20 protein-coding genes are annotated in these 25,587 nt (G+C 71.1%); 4 read left to right on the forward strand and 16 right to left on the reverse strand.

Features of this window, described 5'->3' with window-relative positions; genetic code table 11:
- Window positions 1-3: 3 nt before the first annotated feature.
- The 10 genes from ABZ794_RS20010 to ABZ794_RS20055 form a co-directional block, all read right to left on the reverse strand.
- Window positions 4-1,533, reverse strand: coding sequence for a plastocyanin/azurin family copper-binding protein (locus ABZ794_RS20010; RefSeq protein WP_357516873.1), 1,530 nt, complete (start codon window positions 1,531-1,533; stop codon window positions 4-6).
- A gap of 8 nt (window positions 1,534-1,541) precedes the next feature.
- Window positions 1,542-5,480, reverse strand: coding sequence for a ThuA domain-containing protein (locus ABZ794_RS20015; RefSeq protein ID WP_357516876.1), 3,939 nt, complete (start codon window positions 5,478-5,480; stop codon window positions 1,542-1,544).
- Window positions 5,481-5,503: 23 nt separating this feature from the next.
- Window positions 5,504-6,508, reverse strand: coding sequence for a multicopper oxidase domain-containing protein (locus tag ABZ794_RS20020; protein ID WP_091406920.1), 1,005 nt, complete (start codon window positions 6,506-6,508; stop codon window positions 5,504-5,506).
- 354 nt (window positions 6,509-6,862) lie between these two features.
- Window positions 6,863-7,702 (reverse strand): amino acid ABC transporter ATP-binding protein, encoded by an 840-nt coding sequence (locus ABZ794_RS20025; RefSeq protein WP_357516878.1) that lies wholly within the window; start codon window positions 7,700-7,702, stop codon window positions 6,863-6,865.
- 5 nt (window positions 7,703-7,707) lie between these two features.
- Window positions 7,708-8,502: an amino acid ABC transporter permease gene (locus ABZ794_RS20030; RefSeq protein ID WP_357516880.1), complete on the reverse strand. Its 795-nt coding sequence runs from the start codon at window positions 8,500-8,502 to the stop codon at window positions 7,708-7,710.
- Between the two features lie 101 nt (window positions 8,503-8,603).
- Window positions 8,604-9,422, reverse strand: coding sequence for a basic amino acid ABC transporter substrate-binding protein (locus ABZ794_RS20035; protein WP_210781158.1), 819 nt, complete (start codon window positions 9,420-9,422; stop codon window positions 8,604-8,606).
- A gap of 176 nt (window positions 9,423-9,598) precedes the next feature.
- On the reverse strand, window positions 9,599-10,276 hold the full coding sequence (locus tag ABZ794_RS20040; protein ID WP_210781159.1) for a hypothetical protein: 678 nt from the start codon (window positions 10,274-10,276) through the stop codon (window positions 9,599-9,601).
- 85 nt (window positions 10,277-10,361) lie between these two features.
- Window positions 10,362-11,273, reverse strand: coding sequence for a sulfotransferase (locus ABZ794_RS20045; protein WP_210781160.1), 912 nt, complete (start codon window positions 11,271-11,273; stop codon window positions 10,362-10,364).
- A 3-nt stretch (window positions 11,274-11,276) separates the two neighbouring features.
- A complete protein-coding gene (locus tag ABZ794_RS20050; protein ID WP_357516883.1) occupies window positions 11,277-12,296 on the reverse strand; it encodes a sulfotransferase in 1,020 nt (339 codons plus the stop codon).
- Window positions 12,293-13,576 (reverse strand): glycosyltransferase, encoded by a 1,284-nt coding sequence (locus tag ABZ794_RS20055; RefSeq protein WP_357516885.1) that lies wholly within the window; start codon window positions 13,574-13,576, stop codon window positions 12,293-12,295. The genes ABZ794_RS20050 and ABZ794_RS20055 overlap by 4 nt, the downstream gene beginning before the upstream one ends.
- A gap of 258 nt (window positions 13,577-13,834) precedes the next feature.
- On the opposite strand from ABZ794_RS20055, the gene ABZ794_RS20060 reads away from it, so the two are divergent.
- From ABZ794_RS20060 to ABZ794_RS20070, 3 genes are read left to right on the forward strand one after another with little or no spacing between them, the layout of a single operon-like run.
- The gene (locus tag ABZ794_RS20060) at window positions 13,835-14,797 is read left to right on the forward strand and encodes a hypothetical protein (protein ID WP_357516887.1); all 963 of its coding nucleotides are present in this window, start codon (window positions 13,835-13,837) and stop codon (window positions 14,795-14,797) included.
- Entirely contained in the window at window positions 14,790-15,569 is a 780-nt protein-coding gene (locus ABZ794_RS20065) for a sulfotransferase (protein WP_238689370.1), read from the forward strand. Before ABZ794_RS20060 ends, ABZ794_RS20065 begins: the two co-directional genes overlap by 8 nt.
- Window positions 15,566-17,038, forward strand: coding sequence for a hypothetical protein (locus tag ABZ794_RS20070; protein WP_357516889.1), 1,473 nt, complete (start codon window positions 15,566-15,568; stop codon window positions 17,036-17,038). Before ABZ794_RS20065 ends, ABZ794_RS20070 begins: the two co-directional genes overlap by 4 nt.
- Before the next feature lie 59 nt (window positions 17,039-17,097).
- Here ABZ794_RS20070 and ABZ794_RS20075 read toward each other — a convergent pair whose 3' ends face one another.
- A complete protein-coding gene (locus ABZ794_RS20075; protein ID WP_357516890.1) occupies window positions 17,098-18,048 on the reverse strand; it encodes a hypothetical protein in 951 nt (316 codons plus the stop codon).
- A 162-nt stretch (window positions 18,049-18,210) separates the two neighbouring features.
- Here ABZ794_RS20075 and ABZ794_RS20080 point away from each other — a divergent pair, with 162 nt between their 5' ends.
- Window positions 18,211-18,942 (forward strand): hypothetical protein, encoded by a 732-nt coding sequence (locus ABZ794_RS20080; RefSeq protein WP_357516892.1) that lies wholly within the window; start codon window positions 18,211-18,213, stop codon window positions 18,940-18,942.
- Between the two features lie 128 nt (window positions 18,943-19,070).
- Here ABZ794_RS20080 and ABZ794_RS20085 read toward each other — a convergent pair whose 3' ends face one another.
- From ABZ794_RS20085 to ABZ794_RS20105, 5 genes are all read right to left on the reverse strand, one after another.
- Window positions 19,071-19,913, reverse strand: coding sequence for a sulfotransferase (locus tag ABZ794_RS20085; protein WP_357516893.1), 843 nt, complete (start codon window positions 19,911-19,913; stop codon window positions 19,071-19,073).
- Window positions 19,910-21,499 carry an oligosaccharide flippase family protein gene (locus ABZ794_RS20090; protein WP_357516895.1) on the reverse strand — a complete coding sequence of 530 codons (1,590 nt, stop codon included), beginning with the start codon at window positions 21,497-21,499 and terminating at the stop codon, window positions 19,910-19,912. Before ABZ794_RS20090 ends, ABZ794_RS20085 begins: the two co-directional genes overlap by 4 nt.
- Window positions 21,500-21,530: 31 nt before the next feature.
- Window positions 21,531-22,544: a Wzz/FepE/Etk N-terminal domain-containing protein gene (locus tag ABZ794_RS20095; RefSeq protein ID WP_357516897.1), complete on the reverse strand. Its 1,014-nt coding sequence runs from the start codon at window positions 22,542-22,544 to the stop codon at window positions 21,531-21,533.
- A gap of 24 nt (window positions 22,545-22,568) precedes the next feature.
- Window positions 22,569-24,026, reverse strand: coding sequence for an O-antigen ligase family protein (locus ABZ794_RS20100; RefSeq protein ID WP_357516899.1), 1,458 nt, complete (start codon window positions 24,024-24,026; stop codon window positions 22,569-22,571).
- 178 nt (window positions 24,027-24,204) lie between these two features.
- Entirely contained in the window at window positions 24,205-25,497 is a 1,293-nt protein-coding gene (locus ABZ794_RS20105) for a glycosyltransferase family 4 protein (RefSeq protein WP_357516901.1), read from the reverse strand.
- Window positions 25,498-25,587 lie beyond the last annotated feature (90 nt).

The following is a 25,587-nucleotide window of genomic DNA, read 5'->3' on the forward strand; positions in this document are numbered from 1 at the left end:
GACTCATGCGCCGACGTCCGATCGGGCCGCGGCCCGGACGATGGCGCCCTGCTGCCGCCGGTCGAGCGTGCCGCCGGTCACGAGCGCGGCGGTGACCGCTTCGACGTGGCGGACGAATTCGGCGTGGCCGGGGTAGTCGGCGTGTTCGTCGATCAGGTCGTTGATGGTGCAGCCGTCACCGGTGTCCACGTTGGCCACACCGGTGTCGCCCCCGTCGATGACCACGGTGGCCCGGGTGTCCGAGTCGGGGCAGCGGTCGGTGTCGTCGACCACCACTGTGAACGACGTCGACTGCTCGGTGGAGGAGTTCCCCGCCGTGTCGGTCGCCCGATACCGCACTGTGTGCGCGCCGGGTGCGCGGACGGCGACCGGAGCGGTGTACGCCGTCCAGCCTCCGGTGTCGAGCGCGTACTCGATCTTCGCCACGCCGGACTCGGCGTCGGTGGCCGTGACGGTGACGGTCGCGCCGCCGACGTACCCGCCGTCGTCGTTGCGGTCACCGGCCACAGTGGCGGCGACAGTGGGTGGGGTGGTGTCCTCGGCCTGCGGCTCGACGACTGTGAAGTGGGACATCTGCTCCGCCGACGTGTTGCCGGCGACGTCGGTGGCCCGGTAGTGCAGCATGTGCATCCCGGCCGCGTTCACCACGATCGGGTTCGTGTACCCGGTGAAGGCCGCCCCGTCCAGGGCGTACTCGATGGTGGCGACACCGGATCCGCTGTCGGTGGCGGTCAACGTGGCGGTGGCCGTACCGATGTAGTTGCCGTCGTCGTCGCGGTCGCCGGCCAGCGCGACAGCGACCACCGGCGCTGTGGTGTCGTCCTCCCCCGGCTCGACGATCCGGAACGCCACCGAGCCGACGGCGCTGGTGTTGCCGGCCTGGTCGGTGGCGCGGAACTGCACCGCGTGGTCGCCGATCGCGGTCACCCGCACCGGCTCGGTGTACGGCAGGAAACTGGTGTCGTCGACCTGGTACTCGACGGTCTGCACCCCCGAGTCGGCGTCGGTGGCCGTCACTGTCACAGTGGCCGCGCCGAGGTAGTTGCCGTCCTGGTCCTGGTCGCCGGAGACCGCGGCGGTCACTGTCGGCGCTGTGGTGTCGCCACCGCCACCGCCGTCGGTGACCACCAGCTCACCGACCATCGAGCTGTGGCCGGGGATCGAGCAGAAGTACCGGTACCGGCCCGGGGTCAGCGTCACTGTCGCCTGGTGGCGGCCGTCGTTGGCGTCGAACGGGCTGGCCAGGATGTTGAGTGTGACGTCGTGGTTGTAGCCCTCGGTGCTGGTGTCGAAGGTCAGGGTGTGCGGCATCCCGGTGGTGTTTCCGGTGGCCGCGCTGTTCTCCCAGATGATCGTTGTCGCTCCGGCCACCGCCGTGGTGGGCGCGGACTTGTACTGGGTGATGCTGTCGTCGGCGGTCCAGGTCAACACCTGGTCGGCGGCGACACGCGGGGCGGCGGAGGCGGGCGCCACTGCCAACGGGATCACCGTGAGCAGGAGCGCCGCCAGCGCGGCCGTCAGTCGTCGGGTCATCGTCACTCCTAGAGTTCCCGCGCACGGATGTTGCGGAACTCGGTCAGGTCGTTGTCACCGTGGTTCTGCAGGCCGATGAAGCCGCGCAGGAACTGACGCAGGTCGGTTGGCGGGTCGCCGGCGCGCGAGGACTGCTTGCCGGGCGTGTTGTCGAACTCGTTGATCACCACGCCGTTGCGGATCATCGTGTAGTGCTGCCCGACGGCGCGGATCTCGTAGTCGTTCCACTCGTTCTTCGGCGTCACGCCGGCCTGGGCCAGCGGCACCGGGTCGAAGTTGTAGACCGAGCCGGTCTTCTGCGGCTCGCCGGTGTCACCGTCGTAGATCTGGATCTCGTGTCCGCAGTAGATCGCCATCCAGGCCGCCGAGGTCCGCGCCGACCCGACAGTGCCGCAGCTGTCCGGTGGCCGCTGGTCGAGGGGCGTTCGCAGGTCCGGGAACCGGATGAAGACTCCGGTGTTGGCCCGGCCGGTGCCCGGCGCGATGTCCCGGAACTGCAACTTCAGCGAGAAGTCGCCCAGCTCCTTGGTGTGCCAGAGCATGCCCAGGCCACCGCTGGAGCGCAGCGACCCGTCCGGCTGGATGCCGAACTGTCCCGACGGCGCCTGCTGCCAACCGCGCAGCGACTCGGCGGTGCCGTCGAAGAGCGGCTCGTACCCGGTGTGCCCGTCCCGGCCGATCTCCGACGCGGCGGCCAGGCGGGTGAGGGTGCCCGCTTCGCGGGTGCTGAGCAGGTCGTCGTCCTGCAACGCGCGGGCCACCGCGGTGACGTGCCGGACGAAACCGTTGTGGTCGGCCCAGGTGCTCTCGTCGTCGATCAGGTCGTTGGCCGTGCAGCCCTGCCCGACGGTGCGACTGGGCACCCCGGTGTCCGTGTCGCCGAGCCACACCGTCGACCGGTCGTCGGGCACCGCGCAGCCCACAGTCACAGTGGTCTGCACCGTCGCCGTCTGACCGTCGGCGTACGTGACGGTGAGCTTCGCGGTGTAGGTGCCGACAGTGGCGTACGTGTGCCGGGGGTCCGCCTCGGTCGACGTGGCGCCGTCGCCGAACTCCCAGCGGTGGCTGACGCCACCGGAGCGGGAACCGGTGAAGGAGATGGTGAGCGGCTTGTTCTGCACGGCGACCGAGGTCGCCGCCGGTGCCGGAGTGGGCGCCCCGCCGGTGTAGGTGACCCGGATCAGCTTCTGGTTCGCGTGCAGGCTGAAGAAGCCGCCGCCGTAGTCGAGCAGGTAGAGCGCGCCGTCCGGGCCGAACTTCGCGTCCATCCAGCTCTGCAACCGGGTGTCGCCGTTGCCACCGGGGATGATGGCCCGCAGTGACTCGGCGTACACCGGTGGGGCGGCCTGCGGCACGCCGGCCGGGTCGACGGTGACCGCGACCCGGTTGGCGGAGTTCGACTGGTCACCGATGAACCACTTGCCGTCCCAGTGCTCCGGCCACGCCACGCCACTGGTGGTGTCGACGAGGCTCCGGTGGTACGTCGGGCCGGACATGATGGCCTGCCCGCCGCCGCGCAGGTACGGCTGCGTGTAGGTGGCGTCGGCCGCCACGTAGGTCGGCAGACCGCTGCCGTCGGTCCGCTTCGGGAACACCGGGCCGCCGCCGTCGGGCGAATACCAGATCATGTTGTCCCGGGCCGCCGGGATGTCCTCCAGTCCGGTGTTGCGCGGCGAGGTGTTCTTCAGGTTGTCGCAGTCGTACCAGCCGGTCAGCACTGTCGCGTCGGTGTTGCTGCGGTCGCGGTACGGCTGCCGGTTGCCCATGCAGTACGGCCAGCCCTGGTTGCCGGCCGAGGTGATGATGGTGGCCGTCTCGTACTTCGCCGGGCCGAGGGTGGGGCTGGGCGACGAGGCGTCCGGGCCGACCCAGCCGGCGGTCAGCCACTGGTGCACAGGGTCGATCTGGAGGCGGGCGATGTTGCGTACGCCCATCACGTAGATCTCCGGCCGGGTCTTCTCGGTGCCCGGTGGGAACAGGTTGCCCTCCGGGATGGTGTACGTGCCGTCCGGCTCCGGGTGAATCCGGATGATCTTGCCGGCGAGGTCGTTGGTGTTGCCCGACGTGCGGCGGGCGTCCTGGAACGAGATCCCCTGGTGCTCCTCGGTCCAGTTGTTGCCGGCGTAACCCTGCGACCCCTCCGAGGAGTTGTTGTCGCCGGAGCCGACGTAGAGGTTGCCCTTCGCGTCGAACGCCATGCCGCCGCCGGCGTGGCAGCAGCTGTGGATCTGCACCGGGAACTGCAACAGGTCCTTGCGGGTGGCCTGGTCGACGGTCTGCGCCTGCCGGTCGTAGGTGAACCGCGAGACGGTTCGCTGACCGACGCGCTTCACCCGGTCGACCGAGTCGTGCGGCATCCAGTAGACGTAGAGCCAGCCGTTCTCGGCGAACGCGGGGTCGGGCACGATGCCGAGCAGACCCTCCTCGTTCTTGACCAACTCGGAGCCGCTGCCCCGGTTGCCCATCACCTCCAGGGTGGTGAGCAGCTTGACCTGCTTGGTGCGCGGGTCCCAGGAGTGGATGGTGCCGCAGCCCAGGCCGACCTTCGGGTTGTTCCAGTCTGCGATCGGGCCGCTCGGGCAGGCCGCCTTGCCGACGTAGAAGACAGTGCCGTCCGGCGCGATGGTGAGCCCGTGCGGCTCGCCGATCTGGTCCAGCTGCCCGGTCTGGTTGGCCGCGGTGAGTCGCTCCACCTTGTAGTTCGCGGCGATGGTGGCCTGGCAGTCGCCGCGTACCCGACCGGTGGTCCAGTTGAGAGCGCCGGCGAGGTGCGTGCGGAACGCCTCCTCGCCGTAGCTGCCCTCGGTGTGGCCCATGCCGGTGTAGAACGACCGGCCGCCGTCGTAGTCCCGGCACCAGGACACCGGGTGGAAGGGGCCGTTGGCGGCCGCCCCCGGGTTGTAGTGCCGCTCCTCGACCTGGGCGAGCGTGTGCACGGTGCCGATCGGGTTCGGGTCCCAGTTCTCCCAGCGGTCGGACCGGGTGAGGGTCAGCGGCAGCGACGCGGTGGCCGGGTGCTTGCGGTCCAGGATGTTCACCACCGCGCGGTTCACCGCGGGCGGCTCCGGGGCGGTGGTGCTGCCGGTGAACAGGCGCAGGTCGGCGAGTTGGACCAGCGGTTCACCGCTGTTCGCTGTGACGTTCAGCCGGTAGCGTGTGAACTCCTGCGGCGCGGCGATGTCGAACCGCCGGGTCTGGTAGCGGTCCGGGAAGGTCTGCCCGGTGCGGCGGTCCAGGTCGGTCCAGCTCTGGCCGTCCGTGGAGCCCTGCAGGGTCCAGTCCTTCGGGTCCCGACCGGAGGAGTCGTTTGCCGACGTGAGCGCGTACCCGGTGATCTTCTTCGGTGCGCCCAACTCGTACGCCACCCAGGCGGTCGGGGTGCGCACCAGCCACTTCGTGTTGGCGTCGCCGTCGGTCAGCTTCTCCTTGGTCTCGTTGGGTGGGTTCTCACCGCTGGCGGTCACCCGGGTCACCGGCTCGGCGACCGGGATGGCGCCGGCCGGGCGGGTGCCGATCAGCCCGGTGAACCAGGTGGAGTCGACCTGGGCGCGGGCGGCGTCGGCGATGCCGACGAAACCGCCGCCGGCCTTGACGTAGTTCTGCAGCGCCGACTCCTGGTCGCGGTTCAGCGCGGCGCCCGTCGCGGAGAGAAAGACCACGCTGCGGTACGCGGACAGCCCGGCCGCGGTGAAGGTACCCGGGTCCGTGCTGGCCGTGACATCGATGTCATGAACGGCACCAAGCTGTTTGATGGTGTCCACCGCCCGCGACACCGGGTCCTGTTGCTCGGCCACCGGGCCGTGGAACACCAGGACCGCGGTCTGCTGCGGCTGCGCCGCCTGCGGGGCGGCCTCCGTTCGTGGTGCTGCCGCAGCCGCCGTCGTCGCCGGGAGCAGTGTCGATAGGGCCGCTACCGCGGCGAGGGTTCGTCGTAGTTTTCTGGTCATGCCCGTCCCCACTTTCGGTTCGGTCAGCTTCCGTGCGTGTGGGTGTGGCCCTGGAACCGGTGGATCGCCTCCTCGGCGCCCGGCGGCATGCTGCCGTCGGCGTTGCGCACCAGGAAGATCCCGGCCATGCCGCCGTCGGAGTGCGTCTGCACGTGGCAGTGGTACATCCACGCGCCGGGTCCGACGCCCTCCCCGGCCAGCACCTGGAATCCGAACGAGCTGCCGGGGTTGAGGTCCTTGTTGTCGACCACCAGGCTCGGGTCGCTCGGCCCCTCCAACATGCCGGTGCGGTTGTCCGCCCAGCGGTGCGCGTGCAGGTGGAAGGTGTGGAACAGGTTGCCGTGGCCGATGGCGATCCACTCGACGCGCTCGCCCAGGTTCGCCTCGAACATCGGGGTCGCCGGAGCCATCTTGTTGTTGATCATCATGTCGTGGAACACCGCTGTGAACTGCTTCGACGGCAGGATGTCGCCACGACGCCGGACGATCAGCGCGCCGTACAGTCCCTTCGCGACACCGCCGGTGCCGTGGTCGGTACCCATCGCGTGATCGTGGTAGTGCCAGTAGCCGGCGCTGCCCGGCATGTACCGCCGACCCGCAGCGGCCACCATCTCGTGGGAGCGCCAGACGTACGTCCGCGTCTCACCCGGGTTGTTGAACGAGGCGTTGAACGGGCTGCCATCGGACTCGGTGCTGTAGTCCACCCCGTGCGGATGGATGGACAGCCGCTGGTTGGTGGTGTTGACCAGGGTGATCTCCAGGGTGTCACCCTCGTACATCTCCAGGATCGGGCCCGGAACGGTGGCCTGACCTGGTGCCAGGCCGTACCCGAACAGGTTGCCGGGCAACTGCTCGGCGTAGATGGTGATCTTCTTGGTGACACCTGCGGCGGCCCGGGCGGGGCTGCCGCCGAACGCGGTGCCGATCGTTGGGGCGGACGCGCCCAGCGCCCCGGCGGCGAGCGCGCCGGTGGCGATCAGCGATCTGCGGGACAGGTGGCGGTGAGGGCCACCAGCGTGATCGTCCATGGGTCTCCGTTCCCGACCGGGCGAAGACGCGACGAGGGCAGGGTGCATCGACCGCCGAGCACGAGGGCGGTGGCACGACTGAGGGTGAGGCTCGTCGCGGACTTTGCTCGGAAGACTCAGAACTTTCGATGGATGACAGCAACTTATGTAATCCATCGACGAAAGTACAGGTCTGATTGCAAAAAGATTACCTTGACATCACGACGTCAGTCGATTGACATGAAGCTGACACGTAGGCCGTCGACCTGCCCGGTAGCGGGCGGACACCGCCGCCCGCTACCGGGCAGCGCACAGATGAACGCCGGGCTGCCATCGATGAGGCAACCCGGCGGGAAGGACGTACGGGAGCTGTCGTCAGGGGTGGTGGCGATCGTCCGTCGGCAGGCTGGGGATCTGCGGCGGTGCGGGCGACTGGTCGGGCTGACCGAGGTGTGCGACGTGGGTCGGGTCGAGGACCCGGGAGAGGAACGCGCGGGTCCGTTCGTGCTTCGGCGCGCCCAGCACCTCCTGCGGCGGCCCCTGCTCGACCACCACGCCACCGTCCATGAAGACGACCCGGTCGGCGACGTCGCGGGCGAACGCCATCTCGTGGGTGACCACCATCATCGTCATGCCGTCCTCGGCCAGCTTGCGCATGACGGTGAGCACGTCGCCGACGAGTTCCGGGTCGAGCGCGGAGGTCGGCTCGTCGAAGAGCATCAGCTTCGGCTCCATCGACAGCGACCGGGCGATCGCCGCCCGCTGCTGCTGCCCACCGGAGAGCTGCGCCGGGAAGGCGTCGGCCTTGTCGGTCAGCCCGACGCGCTCCAGATTGGCCCGGGCGATCCGCTCGGCCTCGGCCCGACCTCGCCGGAGCACCCGGCGCTGGGCGACGGTGAGGTTGTTCAGGACGCTCAGGTGCGGAAACAGGTTGAACGACTGGAACACCATGCCGATGCCGCGGCGGACCGCGTCGATCTCGACGTCCGGGTCGGTCATCTCGACCCCGTTCACCCAGATCTTGCCGGCGGTCGGCTCCTCCAGCAGATCGACGCAGCGCAGCAGGGTCGACTTGCCGGAGCCGGACGGCCCGATGACGCAGACCACCTCGCCCTGGCCGACCTCGAAGTCGATGCCCTTGAGCACCTTGAGCGGCCCGAAGGACTTGTGCAGGTCGCGGATCTCCACGGCGGGGCGGGATGGGGTGATCGTCATCGGGGTCACCGGGCCTTGGCGTAGCGGAGTTCGAGGCGTCGTACCACCTGCGACAGCGGCAGGGTGATCACCAGGTAGGCGAGGCCGGCCACCAGCAGCGGCGTCGCGTTCACCCGGTCGTTGAGCATGTCCCGACCGAACTTGGTGATCTCGATCGTCTGCGCCGTCACCCCGAGCACGTAGGCCAGCGACGAGTCCTTGGTGAGCAGGATGAGCTCGTTCGTCAGTGGCGGGATCACGATCCGGAACGCCTGCGGGATGACGATCGTGCGCATGGCGGTGAAGTGCGACATGCCGAGGGTTCGCGCCGCCTCCATCTGCCCCTTCGGCACGGCCTGGATGCCGGCTCGGATCGTCTCCGCCATGTACGCCGCGGCGGTCAACCCGAGGCCGATCGCGATCGAACCGAACACCCCGCCCGGAATCTCGCGCTCCGGGAAGGCGATCGGGATGCCGTACCCGACGAGGAAGAGCACCAGCAGCGCGGGCAGACCCCGGAACAGCTCGATGTACGCCGTCGCCACCCAGCGGTACGGCGCCACCCGGGACAGGCGCATCAGCGCCAGGAGGGTGCCGAACACGAGGCCGAAGGCGAACGCGCCCAGCGTGTAGAGGACGGTGTTGCGCAGCGCGACGGTGATGATCGTCGGGAACATCGACTTGATGATGTCGACGCGGAAGAACGCGTCGGCCAACCTGTCCCAGTCCGCGGCGACGAGCACCGTGGCGATGATGGCGATGAAGACCAGGTACTGGAGCCCGAGGGACAGCCGCTCCCGCTGGCGGCGTCGCAGCTTCACGTTCGCTCGTTGCCTTCCCGGAGGTTACCGACGTCGGAGGGCGCGCGGGACGCGCGCCCTCCGGTACTGCGCGGCGCTCAGGCGCTCGGCCGCTGTGCGGCTCAGGCGCTCGGCTGCTTGCCGATCCACTTCTCGTAGATCGTGTTGTACGTGCCGTCCTGCTTGGCCTTGGCCAGCACCTCGTTGATCTTCTTGAGCAACTCCGGGTTGGCGGCCTTCTTCACGGGGAAGCCGTACTGCTCGCCGGTGTCGAACTCGGCGGCCACCTCGAACCCGCCCGGGTTCTTCTTCAGGTACTCGGTCCAGACCGGCAGGTCGTTGATGGCGGCCTCGACCTGGCCGTTGGAGACAGCCTGCTGGAGGGCGGCGAGGTCCTCGAACTCGACGAGCTTCAGGCCCTTCTCCGCCTCGAACTTCTTGGCGTAGTCACGACCCGTGGTGGCCGCCTGGATGCCGAGGTTCTTGCCCTTGAGGTCGTCGAGCGACTTGTAGGTCTTGCCGGTCTTCACCAGCATCGCCTGCGTGGCGTCGAAGTAGGGATCGGAGAAGTCGACGACCTTCCGCCGCTCCTCGGTGATGGTCATACCGGCGGCGGCCGCGTCGCACTTGCCGGTGTTGAGGTCCTGGCCGGACTTGATCCCCTCGAACGGGGTGTCGATGATCGTCTGCTCGACGCCGAGTTCCTTGGCGACCAGGTCCATGATCTCGACGTCGAAGCCGGTCACCTTGCCGCTGGCGTCCTTGGACTGGAACGGCGGGTACGGCAGGTGGGTGCAGACGGTCAGCTTGCCCGCCGCGACCAGCTTGACGCCGCTCGCCTGGACCTCGCTGTCGTCCTTCTTCGCGCAACCCGCGGTCAGCGCGAGGGCGGCGACGGCCACGACGAGGCCGGCCTGACGGACGGCGCTTGGGAACCTCACGGCTGTGTCCCTCCGATTCGGCTTCCATTGCACAGAAAGCCAATCTGGTTCATAGACTTTGCGATAAGCGACCGTACCCGATCCGGCGCGTCGCCCCCAGATCACGCCGTGACCGCTCGGCCGACCCGGCCCGGCGACCTCCGCCGGCAAACCCGACACTTGCCCCGCAACGTGCCTCAGCCACCGGTTCCCTCGGCCGCCCCGTCCGGGGTGAGGGCCCCTTCGTGCGGGTCTGTGTCCAGGAACACGTGCTGGTGGCCCTGGCCGGAGTCGACGCTGATCTGGTCGAGCTGGGTCGCCGCGACCGACCAGATCGTCGCGGCCTCGGCCGCCTGCCGCGCGGTGACGTCCAGCAGGGCCGCCCGTTGCGCGGCCGGAACGCCGGCCGCCAGAGCGTAGGCGTCGACGGCCAGCGACGCCTGCTTGACCGCTCCGCGCAACCCTCCGCGCGCCACGTTGGTGGCGGTGCTCCCCGACGGCGGGTCGGCGAACGGCTCCGCCGCCTGGCGCATGACCTCCTGCCACTGGCGTGCCTTCGCCGGATCCGGCACACGTCCGCCGGTCGTCTCCGTCTTGATGGCGGTCAGCACCGGGGCGACCTGGTCGCGGACCCGTCGGGCCGTCTCGATCAGCTCCACGATCTGCTGAGCGTCCCGCTTCGCCTCGTCCTGCTTGATGCTCGCGATGGTCGCCTCGGTCGCGTCCGGACGGCCCAACTGGTAGCCGATCAACCCACCCAGCAACGCGGTGACCAGTGCGATCACGCCCGCGACGGCCACGAAGCGCACTGTGCGCTGGCGGCGCACGTCGGCCTTGTCCAGCTGGTAGGAGGGTCGGCCGGTACGGCGCGCCATCGCATCTCCTCACATCGATGGTGTGGGGCCAAAGATTAGCCGCCCCGCGTGACCTCCGTCGATAGCGAGGACGGCGACAGAGCCCCTAGACCGGGTAGCCCCACTCGGCCAGCGGCTTCTCCAGCACCCGTTCGATCGCGGCGAGCTGCGCCGGGCTGAGTTCGTCCCGGTACGCCTCCGCCCGGCCCACTGTGAAGTCGTACCGGGAGAAGCCCTTCTCGAAGGCTGTCGACCAGCTCAGGCCGAGGAAGTCGAGCATCCGGCCGACCTGCTCGCGCGGCCGCTCGACCAGGTCCTCGTAGCGCACGTCCAGCCACTGGTCGGCCGGGTGACGCAGCCGGGCCTGCGCGAAGGCGTCCATCAGCATCTTCCAGCCCAGCGCGGCGAGCACCTGGAAGGAGCGACCGGACTCGGCCCACTCCTCGCGCAGGTCGGACGGGAGCGGGCCGTAGATCCAGTTGTCCGGTCCGCGCCAGCCGTCCCACCAGCCCATCTGGAGCCACGAGTTGGCCACCGCCCGGCCGTCGCGCACCACGTTGACCACCCGCAGCTCCGGGTACGCGGCGTGCAGCAGGCCGGTCCGCGGCCACCCGGTGACGTGCTGCACCAACTGCTGACAGCCCTGCCGTGCGATCCGCTCGTCGAAGAAGGCCCGCAGCCGCCGGGCCACGAACGGCGTCAGGTCCTCGGCCACCAGGTCCCGACACGGTCGGGAGAAGCCGGCCAGCACCTGCCGGTCGAGCAGGTGGTACGCCTCCGACGGCGCCACCCGGAACCGGCCCCGCTCCAGCAACCGTCGACTGTGCCGCAGCGAGGTCATCCCCGCCGGGCGCGGCGCCGAACGCCGGTAGAGCGCGCCGTTGAACCTGCCCTTGGGGTTGAGCCGGGCCAGTTTGTCGTCCAGACCGGAGACGAAGCCGACAGCGGGATGCCGGGAGAGCACCTCCTGGACCAGTGTCGAACCGCAACGACCGGTGCCCACCACCAGTGAGAGCATCGTTCAGCCTTCCTGCCGGGTGGCGGGTGACGGGGAGACGGTCGGGTCCGCGTTGAAGCGGGCGGCGGGAGAGGTGGCCGCCGGGCGGCGCAACGGGTAGCCGAACCGGGTCAGCGCCACGGCCGTCAGCCCGGTCACCACGGCGTACGCGCGGGTGGGCAGCCCGGTCAGCCACTCGGTGTCGGCGACCACGTCGACCAGCCCGGTGCGGTGCCGCGACGGGTTGCCGGCCACCGAGTGGGTGGGGGCGAGTCGCACCGTGGCCGGTGTCGGAAACGGAAGCTCGTCGGGGCTCGCGCCGACGAAGCCGGCGATCCGGGCGGTGACGCCGGCCGGGTCGGTCACGAAGTCCTCGTACCGCACCCGCAGGTAGCGGCCCGGCGCACCACGGCGGTCGCCCCACAGTCGTACCGTCGCGGTGTTCCAGACCAGCCAGAGCAGCGCGGCCTTGCCGACCGGTGGCCGGCTCATCAGCTCGTCGTCCGCGCGTCCGTCCAGCGGGCGTCGGCGACGCCAGGAGTACGCGGTCGCGCGCGGGTCGCGCACCACGTGCAGGACGAACAGGTCGATGCCGGGCAGGCTGCCGAGCAGGGCCCCGTACGGCGGCAGCTTGGACGAGTCGACGATGACACCGTCCGACCGGCCGGCCAGGGCGTGCTCGGCGATCGAGGCGTAGAGCCGGGCCAACTGCGTGTCGTCGGGGTGGCCCACGACCGGCGGCTGCCCCCGACGCTGGCGGCGCAGCAGTGCGGGCAGCCCGCGCAGCCGCAGCCGCCGGGCCAACCGGGCGGCGATCCCGGCCGGGTCGGCGTCGGTCAGGTCGGCGCGCACCCGGGCCCAGAGCGGGCAGTCAGCCACCGGGGAGCCGCAGCCGCACTGCCGGTTCTCCAGGATGCCGCGCCGCCACAGGTACCGCAGCTCGCCCGCCGCGAAGAAGCCCGGCAACTGTCCCAAAACCGTGGTGACCAGCGTGCTGCCACTGCGACCGCTGCCGGCGAGGTAGAGCACCCGTACCGGGCTCACCGGGCCGCTCCCCCACCGGCGGGCGCCCGGCCGGCCCGCCGCCGCGACGGCAGCGCCTCGGCGGCCTCCGCGTACAGCCCACGGATGCGGTCCAGGTGCTGGTCCGGGGCGAACTGGGCCGCGATCTTCGCCCGGCCGGCCCGGCCCATCCGGTACGCCCGCTCCGGGTCGGCCAGCAGGTCGTTGAGCGCGTCGCCGAGGGCCGTCGGCGCGTCGGCGGCGACGACGTGGCCATCCACCTCGGGCTGGACCAGCTCGGGAAGCCCGCCCAGGTCGGTGGTGACCACGGGCACACCGCAGGCGAACGCCTCCAGCACCGCCATCGGCTGGTTCTCGTTCCATCGGGACGGAACGGCGACCACCGCCGCCGACCGGATCAGCTCGTGCAGGCGCGGCTTGTCGAGGCGGCCGTGGAACCGGACCCGGCCGGGCACCCGCCGCGCGGCGAGCGCCTCCAACTCCGGCCGGGCCGGGCCGTCTCCGGCGACGTCCACGCTGACCCCGTCCGGGAGCGCGCCGGCCGCCTCGATCAGCACGTCGACACCCTTCTCCGGAGCCAGCCGCCCGGCGAAGACGACACCACCGCCGGGCGTCTGCTTGGCCGCGACGCCGGTCAGGTCGACGAAGTGGTTGACCACCCGCAACCGGTCCGGGTAGACGCCGGCGCGGCGCATCACGTCGGCCAGGAACCCGCTCGGGCTCACGAAGAGCTGCACCGGGTCGTACGCGTCGAACTGCCTGTGCAACCAGGACTCGACGGCGAGCAGGCCACTGCGTGACAGCGATCCGTCCTTGCAGCGGCGACGGGCCGCCTGCAACGGGCCACCGGTGACGCACGCCTGGCAGGGGCGGCCCCGGTCCAGCAGTTGGTAGCTCGGGCAGGCGAGCTTGTAGTCGTGCATGGTCAGCACGCACGGCACACCGGCGGCGCGGGCCGCGGCGAGCACCGACGGGGAGAGCTGGTGGTAGATGTTGTGCAGGTGCAGCACGTCCGGCCGAAAGTCGTCGATCACCCGGGTCAGCCCGCGGCGGCTCGTCGGTGACCACAGCATCCGGCCGACGGCCACCGCGCGGGGCCGCACTCCGCTCGGCGCCGGCTCCAACTCCACTTCGGACGGGAACCGCGCGGCGTACGGCAGCGGCGACTCGTTCTCCGGGTGGCTCATGCCGAAGTAGGCGACAGTGTCGCCGGCAGCCCGTTGCAGGTCGGCGAGATCGAGCAGATACCCCTCCGCGCCGCCACGGCGGTAGAGGAACTTGTTCACATGCAGCACGCGCATCGACTCGCCCTGCTCACATCGATCGGGCGAACCGGGCCCGGAGGTGATGACCGGGGTCTGCCCGCCCCGGCCAGGCCCCACGGTATGCAGGGCGGGTCGACGAGTCCAGCTCACGTTTGGCATGTGGCTGAACGGGTGATCTTCGTCTGCCCGTGCGGTCCGCGGCCTGGCCTCCCGCCATGATCTCCCGATAGCCTGGCTGCCGCCGGTCGCACCCGCTCTGGTGCAGGGCCGGGCCGGTGTCCGACGAGGAGGACCGTGGCAGCCGACGACGAGGTCTCCGCGCTCGCGTACACCGCGCGGCGGGTCCGGCGGCATCTGCGCTGGGCGCGTACCGAGGGGATTGGACGGCTGATCGAGGAGGACCGCCTCAACCCGGTCGACCGGATCGGCACCGCCCTGGCGAAGCGACGCTGGCGGCGGCGGGCCGGCCGAAGCCCTGGCTCGGCGATGCCGGTCTACCTGGTCGGTCTGCAACGCTCCGGCACGAACATGCTGGTCCGGGGCCTGGACGCCGCCCCCGAGGTCGAGGTCCGCAACGAGAACGACAGCACCGTCTTCCACCGCTTCCAACTGCGCCCGGACCCGGTGCTGACCGCCACCCTCCACCGCAGCCGGCACGCGTACGTCCTGGTCAAGCCGCTCTGCGAGAGCCACCGCGTGGACGAGCTGCTGGCCCTGCCGGGGCTGACACCCGGCCGGGCGCTCTGGGTCTACCGCGACGTCGACGACCGGGCCCGCTCCGAGGTCGCCAAGTTCGGTGACGCGAACCTGCGGGCCCTGCGCGCGATCGCCGACGGAAGCATCGGCCGCCGGTGGCAGGGGCAGCGCCTCGACGCCGACACCATCGAGCTGATCCGGGCCCACGACCCGCAGCGGTTGGATCCGCACAGCGGCGCGGCGCTGTTCTGGTACGTCCGCAACTCGCTGTTCTTCCAGCTCGGCCTGGACCGGCGGGCCGACGTGCTGCTCTGCCGCTACGACAGCCTCGTCGCGGAGCCCGCCGCACAGCTGCGACGGCTCTGCGCCTTCCTCGACTTTCCCTACCATCCCCGGCTGCACGCGCACATCGCCCCACGCGCGTCGCACGGCGCGGCAGGTCACCGACGGTTACCGATCGACACGGGCGTCCGGGCCCGCTGCGACCAGCTGACCGACCGGCTCGACAGCGCCGCGGCCGACGCCCGATCCGAGACGACGAAGGCGGTCGACAGTGGCTGAGACCGGAACCCGTACCGCGCCGATCTTCCTGGTCGGCTGTCAGCGGTCGGGCACCACCATGGTGCGCCTCGTCCTGGACTCGCACTCGCGGATCAGCTGCGGCCCGGAGACCCGGTTCCTGCCGGACCTGCGACGGATCGTCGGCCGGGACTGGGAACGACTGGCCCGCTTCGGTTTTCCGCGCGAGGACTGGCTGCGCCGGATCCGGGACTTCTTCGGCGGTGTACACGCCGACTACGCCGCCGCGCGGGGCAAGACCCGGTGGGCCGACAAGACCCCGCTGTACGCGATGTCGCTCGACTTCGTCACCGAGGTCTTCCCGGACGCCCAGATCGTGCACCTCATCCGGGACGGACGCGACGTGGTGGTCTCGCACCGCAAACGCTTCGGCTACTGGTCCGCCGTGAAGTGCGTGGTGAAGTGGCCGCGCTACATCCGCGCCGCGCGGGCCGTCGGCGCCACCCTGCCGGCGGACCGCTACTACGAGCTGCGGTACGAGCAGGCGGTCAGCGAGCCGGAGAAGGCGATGCGGGGTCTCTTCGAGTTCCTCGGCGAGCCGTGGGAGGACGGCATCCTCGACTACGACAGCAAGCAGCACGACGTGGCCCAGAAGTACACCACCGAGGCGGAGCGACGACGCGCGGCGGTGGGCGACACCGCGCCGATCTACGGTTCCCGGGTGGGCAGCTACCGCCGCGAACTCGACCCGTTTCTCCGCCTGCTGGTCCGGATCTTCTCCGGTCCGACCCTGCGCGCGCTGGGCTACCGGTGACCCGCCCGGGCCGGCTGCGCGCGGTCGCCACCGCCGTCGCCGTCACGCTCCTGCTCACCGCCGGCTGCACCGCCGGCGGCGACGATCCGCCGCCGGCCGCCACCCCCTCCACGACGGCGGCACCCGGCACCACCAGCACCGCCCACGGGGTGAGCAACCCGTTCGGCGCGCACTGGGACTGGTCGCGGTACCAGCAGTTCGAGCCGTACCTGCGCCGGCTCGCCGGTTCGGCGACGTACGAGGAGATTTCCTGGTGCGAGATCGAACGGACCTCGGGGCAGGCCGACTGGGCCGGGCTGGACGAGATCGCCTCGCGCAGCCGGGAGCTGGGCATCACGCTGCATCTCAAGATCCGCACGGGCGTGTGCTGGGCGACCGGTGGCACCGCCCGCTACACCCGGGGCGCGGCGAACAAGACCGAGTCGGCGATGCCCACCGACCTCGGCGCATACCAGCGGTTCGTCCGCTCGGTGGTGCAACGCTACGGCCCGTACGGGGTGCGGGAGTACGCCATCGAGAACGAGGTCAACGCGCCGAGCTACTGGGCCGGCAGCCCCGAGGAGTACGCCCGGCTGGTCCGGGCCGCCGCCGAGACGATCCGCGCGACCGACCCGAAGGCGCGGGTGGTCGACTCCGGCATCAGCAGCGTCGCGTACGGCATGGGTGTCGCCGACCGGCTGGTGCGCGCCGGTCGGATGCCCGAGGCCATCGCCGCCTACCAGGCGTACTTCCAGCGTCGGGTCGGCACCCGGGGGCAGCAGATCCCGGCGGTGACCGGGGAGGCGCAACTACGCCGGGCACTCGGCACCGAGACCAACACCCGCAGCCTGCGCTTCCTGGCGGTGACCGAGTCGCTGCTGACCGACCGCACCGTCGACGTCCGTCAGGTGCACTTCTACGAGCACTTCAACGGGGTGCCCCCGCTGCTGGACTACCTGCGCGCCACCACACCGCAGGGTGTGCCGATCCAGGCGTGGGAGGTCGGGCAGTTCTGGCGCGACGGCGACGGTGACCCGGCCAGCCGGGCGGCGGAGATGGTCAAGACGGTCACCCTGCTGGTCGCCGGCGGGATCGGCGAGATCAGTTGGCTGCCGTTGGCGTACAACCCGAACAACGCCGCCGGCAGCGAGGTCCGCTACGGCCTGCTCGACCCGGACGGCGCCGAACGGGACGCCGGCCGGATGCTGGCCGCCCTGGCCGACGCGGCCCGGGACGCCACAGTCACCCCGCTGCCCGCCCCGGTGGTCGGCAGACTGCACGGGGTCGCGTTCGTCCGGGGCGGGTCGAGCACGCTGGTGCTCTGGTCGGCGTCGAACACGCCGGTGACAGTGCCGGCCACACCGGGCGGACGGACCGGGGCGGTGGGTTCCCCGCTGGGCGCTGCGGGCGGCGGCACGACGGTGACCGACGTTCCCGTCCTGCTCCGCGCCGACCAGCCGGTGGACCGGATCCTCGCCGCCGTGCGCTAGCCACGTCTGGATGATCTGCTGGCGCGATTCGCGCACCGGTTCGGGCGTCCCCGGCCAGGTCAGTCGCCGACGTCGCTGGTGATCTTGATGGTGGCACCGAGGGTCGGTGCCGCCGTCCTGGCGAGTTCGCCGGCACGGTCCAGATCCGCGCTGTCCGCCACGACGATGCTCACCGCCGGTCCTGTCGCCTGACCACGTCGCAGAGTCGCGCCGACGACGCGGTACCGAGCGACCACCGCGTCGTACGCGGCGATCGCCTCGGCGGGAAAACCGTCGTTGAAATCGGTCTCGACGCGGAGCGAGGGCCGCACGCCGCGCTCCGTGCTGACCTCCAGCGAGGTCACTCTCGAGAGTGGCTGGTGCTGGTCGCCGTCTGCCATCATGTCCTTGAACACCGCCATCGCGCCGGCCTGATTGACCGCGGTGACCTTGATCTCCCAGCGGTCGGTCTTTTCTTTCCAGGGCGCATCCTTGATGTCGCCGTTCACTACCCGATCGTCGTCCGTCAGTGAGTGCCACAGCGCCAGTACCTTGCCGGCGCGGGTCTTGTTCGCGACAACGGTGAAGGTGATGCCGTCCGCCGTGATCCGGCCGGTGGTGTTGTCGTGACCGGCGACGTACTTCCCCAGCTCGTTCGCCAGCTCGGTCACGCGGTCGGCCGAGGTGCCGTCCTTGAGAATCAGCACGCCACTCGCCGTTCCGAGGAAGGGCAGCGTGTTGTTGTCGGTGGTGTCGATTTTGACGACGTCCGGGGTGCCGGCCCACTCTTCCTCGAAGTCCGCGGCGAGTGCCGAGCCCTTGTCGATGGCGCAGCCCGTCAACGAGGTCAGGGCCAGTACGAACGCGATGATCGGTATCGACCACCGCAGGCCGCTTCTTCCCAACGTCGTCTCCTTCAAGGGGGTGACCGGCCAGCGCCGATCAGGCCCAGACCTGGGTTTAGGGGTCGCGACCATTCGAAGGCTGCGGAGCTGTCCGTCGACAGTAAGCAACTTAACCCCCTTGATCAATGCGAGGGCGCACTGGGGCCTCGCGGTGTGCTGCCGAGTGGGTCCTCTCCGTTCACCTCGTGGCGTCCACCACCTGATCGCGCCTGCTCGCCGATCACGGGACTCAACGACGCTCCTCCGCACGTTCAGGTTGGGGTGTCAGCCCTTGTTACGATCTTGGCCGTGCCTACCGAACCCACACCACCGGGGCGGATCCAGCCCGCCCCCGGGTGGCCAGGCGACCAGCGATTCACCGGAAAGGCTCCCGCCGGATTCGGCCCGGCCGGGGCGCCGCCGACCGGTTCCGTCCCGTGGGCGGGAGCCTGGACGGCGGGCAAGTCGGTCAGAAGGACGGCGCTGGTGGTGCTGCTCGGCCTGGCTTTCATCGGGCTGAACACCGCCATCGCGTACGCCACGGTCGGGTCGAAGGCCGTTTCAATCGTGACGGGACTCGCCTTCTGCCTGGTCTTCATGGTCGTCGTACGTGTGCTGCACCGAGCGATGTGGCTGTCCCTGCTCGCGTTCCTTCCCGCCCTGTTCGTACTCGTGGGATCGGTGGGACTCGCCCCCGACCTGGCGCTGGAGCAGCGCGGCGTCCGCCAGGAGGTAACCATCGTCGACGCCGAGGTCGCCGGTAAGCGGCACACTTTCGCGCTCCGGGGCGACGATGGTCGGCTCGACGAGCCACTGACCTATCAGGGCAGCAACCCCGGCTACCAAATCGGCGACACCTTGACCGTACTCACCGACCCAGACGGGGTGATCGCGCTCGAGGCGGCCGATCGGGTCGACTCCAGCGGCAACCTGGGGTCGCTGGCCCTCGGTGGCATCGGCTGGACTTTCATCGCACTGCTCGCGGGATGGCGTGGGCACATCCGCCGTCGGGAAGGCCGGTTCGACACCCTGGTGATATAGCGCGCTGATCCGGCACGAGCGAATGAGCCGCTCTGCACGTTCCGGAAAGGGCAACTTAATTGCCAGGAAGGAGCGCACCGCGATTCCTAGCTGTCGCAGCAGATCGGGTCGGGCACATGCGGGAGCTGCTAGGGGTCGGGCCAGCCGAGCAGCGTGGCCAAGCGCTCGTTGTGCGGCGCGAAGTGCTCGCTCAGCCGGTCCCGCAGCTCCGGCGTGAGCTGCGAGGGGCCGTGGTCGACGCGACGGGTGTGCCGGGTGAACGCCTCGGGAAGGAAGGCCGGCAGGCCGAGGAAGCGCAGGATGTCGGCGTACGTGCCGGCCGGGTCGGCGTGCAGGTCCTCGGTGCGGGCCAGGTGGATCCGCTCCCGGGGGACATGCGCGAACCACAGTTCCAGCTGCTCGGCGTAACGACCCCGGGCGGCGTACGAGTAATTACGCAACGCCCGGTGCGCGGCGGGGCTGTCCGGGCCGCCCCGCGTCGCCCGGGCCAGCCGCTCCTCCTCCGCGTCGAGGGCGTCGGCGAAGGAGAGCGGCTCGGCGCCGTACGAGCGGGTGTGCAGGTAGTGCGAGTACGCCCGCTGCACCGGGTCACGCAACAGTGCGACGAAGCGGGCCTGCGGCAGGGTCGCCGCGACCCGGGCCGGCACGCTCGGGTGGAAAAGGTAGTAGGGGCTCGCCTCGAACGTACGCTCGCCCGGGGCGAGGCGCGGGAAGTGCCCCCGGTACCACCGCACGCCCCGACCATGGTGGACGCTGAAGTACTGCAACTCCTTGCCGCTGGCCACCCGGACCTGGGGATGCGCCGCGAGGTGGTGGTACAGCGACGTGGTGCCACAGCGCTGCCCACCGATCACCAGGAAGTCGGGCAACGGGCCGGGCTCTCCCGGCCGGGCCGCGCGCCCCCAGGCCCGCGCCCCGCGTAGCCCCCGGCGCAGCCGGTCGGTGACCTGGCGCCGCACGACGCCGGTCACGAGCGGACCACGGGACGGCCGGCGCCCACGTCGGCACCGTCGGCGGGGCCGGCGGGGCCGGCCGGGGCGCGTCGACCACCTCGGCGGGTCACCGAGCGCAACACCATGACGTCCTCCCGACTGAGCCCGAGGGCAAACACCACGGCGAGGTACGCCACCCCGATCGCGGCCAGACCGGCCGCGAGTTGCGCGGTCCCGCCCCCGACCAACCACCGCACACCGAACCCGACGCCCATCGCGACCAACGCCGCGACCAGGCCCTTGACCATGCCCGCCGTCACCGGCACGGTGTGCACCTGCGCGCGCACCTGCCAGACCCGGGCGACGTTCACCGCCGCCAACGACACCGCCCAGGCCACCGCCGCGCCGAGGATGCCGTACGCCGGGATGAGCCAGAGGTTGAGCAGGACGTTGAGCAGCAGGGCGGCGAGGTTGTCCACCATGTTGACCGAGACCCGGCCGGACATGTTCAGCAGCGTGCCGCAGGGCCCGGTGGCGGCGTTCACGAGTTGGCCGAGCGCCAGCACCACTGTCACCGCCGCACCGCCGGCCAGACCGGGCCCGCCGACCAGGCGCAGCAACTGCTCCGGGAAGACCAGCAACGCCACGAAGGCCGGCAGCGACAGCCGGAGCACCCAGCCGGTGGCGACCCGGTAGATCCGGCGTACCTCGTCCAGCCGACCCTGGTGGTAGAGGTGCGCCAGGTGCGGACCGAACGAGGCGTTCACCGGTGCCAGCACGAACACCGCGATCGTGACCAGCCGGGTCGCCACGTGGTAGACGCCGATCGCCTCGGGACCGTAGTCGAAGAAGCCGAGCAGCAGCGCGTCCACCCAGATCAGCCCGGTGGATGACAGCGAGGAGACCCAGCTGACCGTGGAGAACCGGAACAGCTCGCCCGGCCGGTACGCGGGCCGGGCGGCGGGCACCCGGCGCACCATCCGGGCGAGCGCCACGAGGGCGAGCCCGGCCGCGCTCCAGCTCGCCGCCACCAACGCCCAGAACGCGCCGGTCAGGCCCGCCCCGAGGGCGAGCGCCAACGCGGTGAGCGCCAGCCGGGCGGCCGGCTCGTAGACCTGGCCGATGAGCGCGTAGGCCCGTTGCGTGCGCCACCCCCGGGTGGCCGCGAGCGCGGCCTCGCAGACGGTGGCGGCGGGCAGGCAGAGCGCCGCCAGCCGCAGCCCGGTGGTGAGCTGCGGGTCGTGCAGGGCGTCGGCGAGCCACGGCGCGCCGACCGCCAGACCGAGGGCGATCACTGTGGACGCCACGGCCGAGATGCCGAGCCCGAGCCGGATCGCGCCCCGGAGGGCGGCCGGGTCGTCGTCGGCGAGGTGCACCGCCACGAACCGGGTCAGCCCGGCCCGGAAACCGGAGAGCGAGAGCAGCCCCAGCAGCGACAGCACGGCGTAGACCTGGGCGTACCGGCCGAGTTCGCGGACACCCAGGACCCGGGCCAGCAACAGCATGACCAGGAAGAGCGCCACCTGGCTGAGCACGGCGCCGCCCAGGTTCAGCACACCGCCGCGGGCCATGCCCCGTACCTGCTGGTCGCCGGCCTCCGGCGCGGCCGGCGACCGGCCGGTCACCTCGCGCACCCGGCGGCCCGTTCTCCGAGGTTCACGGCCGTGCCGCGGTCACGGTCTCCGCCGGCACCGAGGGGGCCGCGGTGGTCACCGCCGGGGCCACCGGCCGGGCGGCGGCACGACCCCGGGAGAGCAGTTCGAGTACGCCCACCAGCAGCACCCCGAGCAGCAGACCCGCCCCGCCCACCGGCAGGGCGGTGCGCACCAGCTCCGTCATCCGGCTCACCTGGTGCGCCTCGCCGATGCTGGTCACCTGCGCCGGGTCGGCGGCCTGGGCCTGCGCCCGTGCCGCCTGCAACCCCTCCCGCGCCTGGGACAGGGCGTTGGTCGCCGCGTCCCGCTGGGCGAGCAGGGCCTGGTAGTCGGGGAGCTTCGGCCCCAGCTCGTCGAGCTTCTTCTGGGCGGCGGTGATCGCGGCGGTCGCCGCGTCGACACCCCGGCCGTTGCCGACCGCCTGCATGGAGAGCTGCTGCTGGCGCAGGCTGGTCAGCTCACCCAGCGTGGCCTGGTAGATCCGGTCCGGCTGGGAGACCTTGTTCGCCTTCTCCCACTCACCGATCGCCTTGGTCGCCGCTGTGACGTCGGCGTTGGCCGCCTCGACCTCACCGGTGGCGATGCCGACCTGGGAGGAGAAGAGGAAGGCCAACGCCCGGGTGGTGGTCGCGGTCAGCACCGGCGCGACAGTCGCCCGGTCGCCGGCGGTGTACGTCACCTCCAGTTGGCTGCTCGCGCCGACCTGGGTGATGGCGAGCCCGTCACGCAACCGCTCCGGCGGCACCCCGGTGTCAGTGGCCACGTCGGCGAGGACGCGGGGCGAGGTGACCGCCGCGCCGAACGCCGCGACGAACTGGTTCGCCGCCTGCGTACCGGTGTACTGCGTCCCGGCCGCGCCGCCCACCAGGGCCGGCGCCGCCACGTACGCGGTCCCGCTGAACTGCTGCGGCGCGAACAGGACGATGGCGGCCGCGGCGCCGGTGGCGAGCACCGGCACCCCCACGAGTACCCAGAGGCGCCGCCGGGCGACCCGCAGGTAGTCGACGATCTCCACTTTTTCCCCAATGCTGTCGTTCAGTCAAACCGGGACGGACGTGCCTCGTGGCTGCTCGCCGGTCAGGTTCGGAGCCGGTTGGCGGGCGATCACGCTGGCCGCCGCGGCGAACGCGACGAAGTACCAGAGGGTGACCACGTTGGAAATGACGTTGGAGGCGGCGCTGACCGCCACGAACGCGGCGGCGCAGCCGGTGAACCCGACCGCGACGCCGCGCTCGAAGCTGCCCGGAGGCGCGCGCCGCAGCGCGGTCCGGGCGGTGTGCAGGAAGGCGAACAGCATCAGCAGGTACGCCCCGAGACCGAGCAGTCCGGTCTCCACGTACGCCCGCAGGAAGTCGTTGTGCGGCTTCTTCGCCTCGTCGGTCTCACGCTGGGTCATGTTCGGCCCGATGCCGGTCACCGGGTTCCGCTCGGCGAGCGTGACGATCTCGGTCCAATAGCCGATCCGCCAGGCCAGGGTGTTTCCGGTCGGGTCTCCGCCGACAGCGCGGGACGTACCGAGTTGGGCGAAGCGTTCGCCGACGGCGGGCACCAGTGCCACCCCGGCGACCGCCACCAGGCAGAGGGTGACCAGCATCCGCCTGCTGCGGTGCAGCGCCGCGACCACCACCAGGCCGATCGCCGCGCCGAGCAGGGCGCTGCGGGTGTTGGTGAGCAGCAGGAACAGCAGCGAGAGCGCGAGCAGCACCCCGAGGGACACCCGCAGTCGACGATCCAGGAAGCGGTACACCGCGAACCCGAAGATCACCATGAACATCAGGTAGCGGCCGAACGTGGTCGACTGGCTGAACGTGCCGCTGATCCGGGTGAAGTCGCCCTTCACCTCGGCCGGCGGGTTGCCGAGCAGCGACAGCACCACGGTGTAGCCCAGCGCCAGCACCAGCGAGGCGTAGCAGGCGAGCAGGACCCGACGGATCGCCGCGGTGTCCGGCATGAGCTGTTCCAGCACCACGAACATCACTACCACGGTGAGGATCCGCAGCGCCTCCAACAGGCTGTTCGCCGGCCGGCTGGCACCGAGGGCGCTGACCACGCTGCTGGCCCCGACGAGCAGCATGGCCCAGCTCAGCGGGGAGCCGCGCAGCCGCCCGTGCCGGCTGAGCTGTGCGGCCAGCCAGAGCCCGGCGGCGAGGAGGAACAGCACGGCGAGCAGGGTGGAGGGGTCCACCGCCCGGGCCGTTCCGGCGGAGTCGGCCTGGCCGGCGCTCGGGCCGGTCAGCTTGAACAGGTCGACGCACGAGCGCACCGCGAGCATCAGCAGCACGTACCCGGCGAACCGGGTCAGCGCGAGGACGGCCACCGCGATCCCCGCGACAGCCGCGAGTGGTAGCACCAGGCCCCTGCGGTCACCGGCCGCCATGGAGACACCCGCGACCACCGCCACCACCGCGGCGGCCAGCGCCGCGCCGCCGGTGAGCAGGCGGGTCGGGTCGAGCCGCCTGGTCATGAGCGGAGTGACCTGCTGCGTGTGTTGTTCCACTGATCCCACTGAACTGAATCGGCGCTGCCCGGCCGCTGCCGGGCGCGGCCAACCGATGTCCTCCCGGCACAAGATCGGTTCAATCTAGTCCTGTCACCTCGACGGCAGAAGTGGCCGTTGCGCCGACTGCTCCGTCCCCCGCGGGGCTGATCCGACTCCCCCGGCCAACGCCGTCCGGTCAGTCGGCGGCCCGCGCGGGTCGTGCCCTGGCCCGGCGGCCCGGCTCCGGAGCCAGCCGGAGATAGAGCTGCTCCAACTCGCGGGCGGCGGTGTCCCAGCTGTACCTGCTGGTGATCCGTTCGCCCAGTGCCACCGCACCGGCCCGTTCGGCCGGCAGGTCGGCGAGCAGCGACGTCAACACCCGGACCAGGTCGTCCTCGTCGCCGTCGCGGAACAACCGCCCGCCGGCGGCGTCGGACTTGAGCACCTCGACGTGCGGCGCGATGTCGCTGGCGACCACCGGCAGCCCGTACGCGGCCGCCTCCAGCAACGTCAACGGCAGGCCCTCCAACCGGGACGGTTGGACGAAGCCGGCGGCACCGGCGTACAGCTCCGCGAGCAGGTCACCGTAGGCGAACCCGGTGAAGACGATCCGGTCGTCCGCCCCGGCTTCCCGGCGCAGCCGGTCCACGAAGTCGTCGGTGAACGACGACCCGCCGACGATCGCCAGGCGCATCGGGGTCTCGGTCCGGCGGAAGGCCCGGATCAGCAGGTCGGCCGCCTTCTCCGGCACCAGCCGACCGACCAGCAGCAGGTAGCCACCGGGGGTCAGCCCGAACCGGTCCTGGAGCTGACGGGTCCGCGCCGGTCGGGCCGGGTTCACACCGTTCGGGATGTAGGTCGTCGGGCGGCCGAACCGGGCGCCGTAGTGGGCGGCGAGCCCCTGGGAGACCGCCACCCGCTGGTGCGGGACGTACCCGCTGAACCAGTGGGCGCTGCCCAGCACCGCCCGCGCGGCGAGCCCCCACTTGCCCCGCTGGTTGTCCAGCCCGTGCACGGTCAGCACCACGCGCGCCCGGGACAGGGCACGCGGGAGTGGGGCGACCAGGGCCGGCCCGAGCCCGTGGTAGTGCACGATGTCTGGCCGCGCGGCCATCGCCGCCATGGTCGAGGTCGCCGCGTGCACGATGGCGTCGAGGTGCTTGCTCGCGATGGTGTGGGTCTGGCGCAGCCGTACGCCCCGGTAGCCGTCGGCGGGTGTCTCCCCGTAGCTCCGTCGGCAGTAGACGGTGACCTCGTGGCCGTAGCTGGCGAGGCGGCTGGCCATCTCCTCCACGTGCCGTTCGATGCCGCCGTAGGTCGCCGGTATCCCCTTCTGGCCGATCATCGCGATCCGCAGCGGCCGCCAGGCGGTGTCGGTGTCGGCGGGGCCCGCTCCGGGCGCCCGGGTGGGGACCCCCCGCTGCCGGGGTATCGCAGGGCCTCCGGCGTGCTGGTCCACGTCCTCGGCCTGCAGGTTGGGATGGCCCACGTTGACTCCCGCGTGACTAGGTCCGCGCCCGCCGCCCGGGCAGATCAACACCTTGCCATGAACGGGCCCGTTCGCCAGCTGATCAAGTGG

The sequence above is a fragment of the Micromonospora sp. NPDC047187 genome, assembly GCF_040643355.1.
Lineage (GTDB): Bacteria > Actinomycetota > Actinomycetes > Mycobacteriales > Micromonosporaceae > Micromonospora > Micromonospora salmantinae.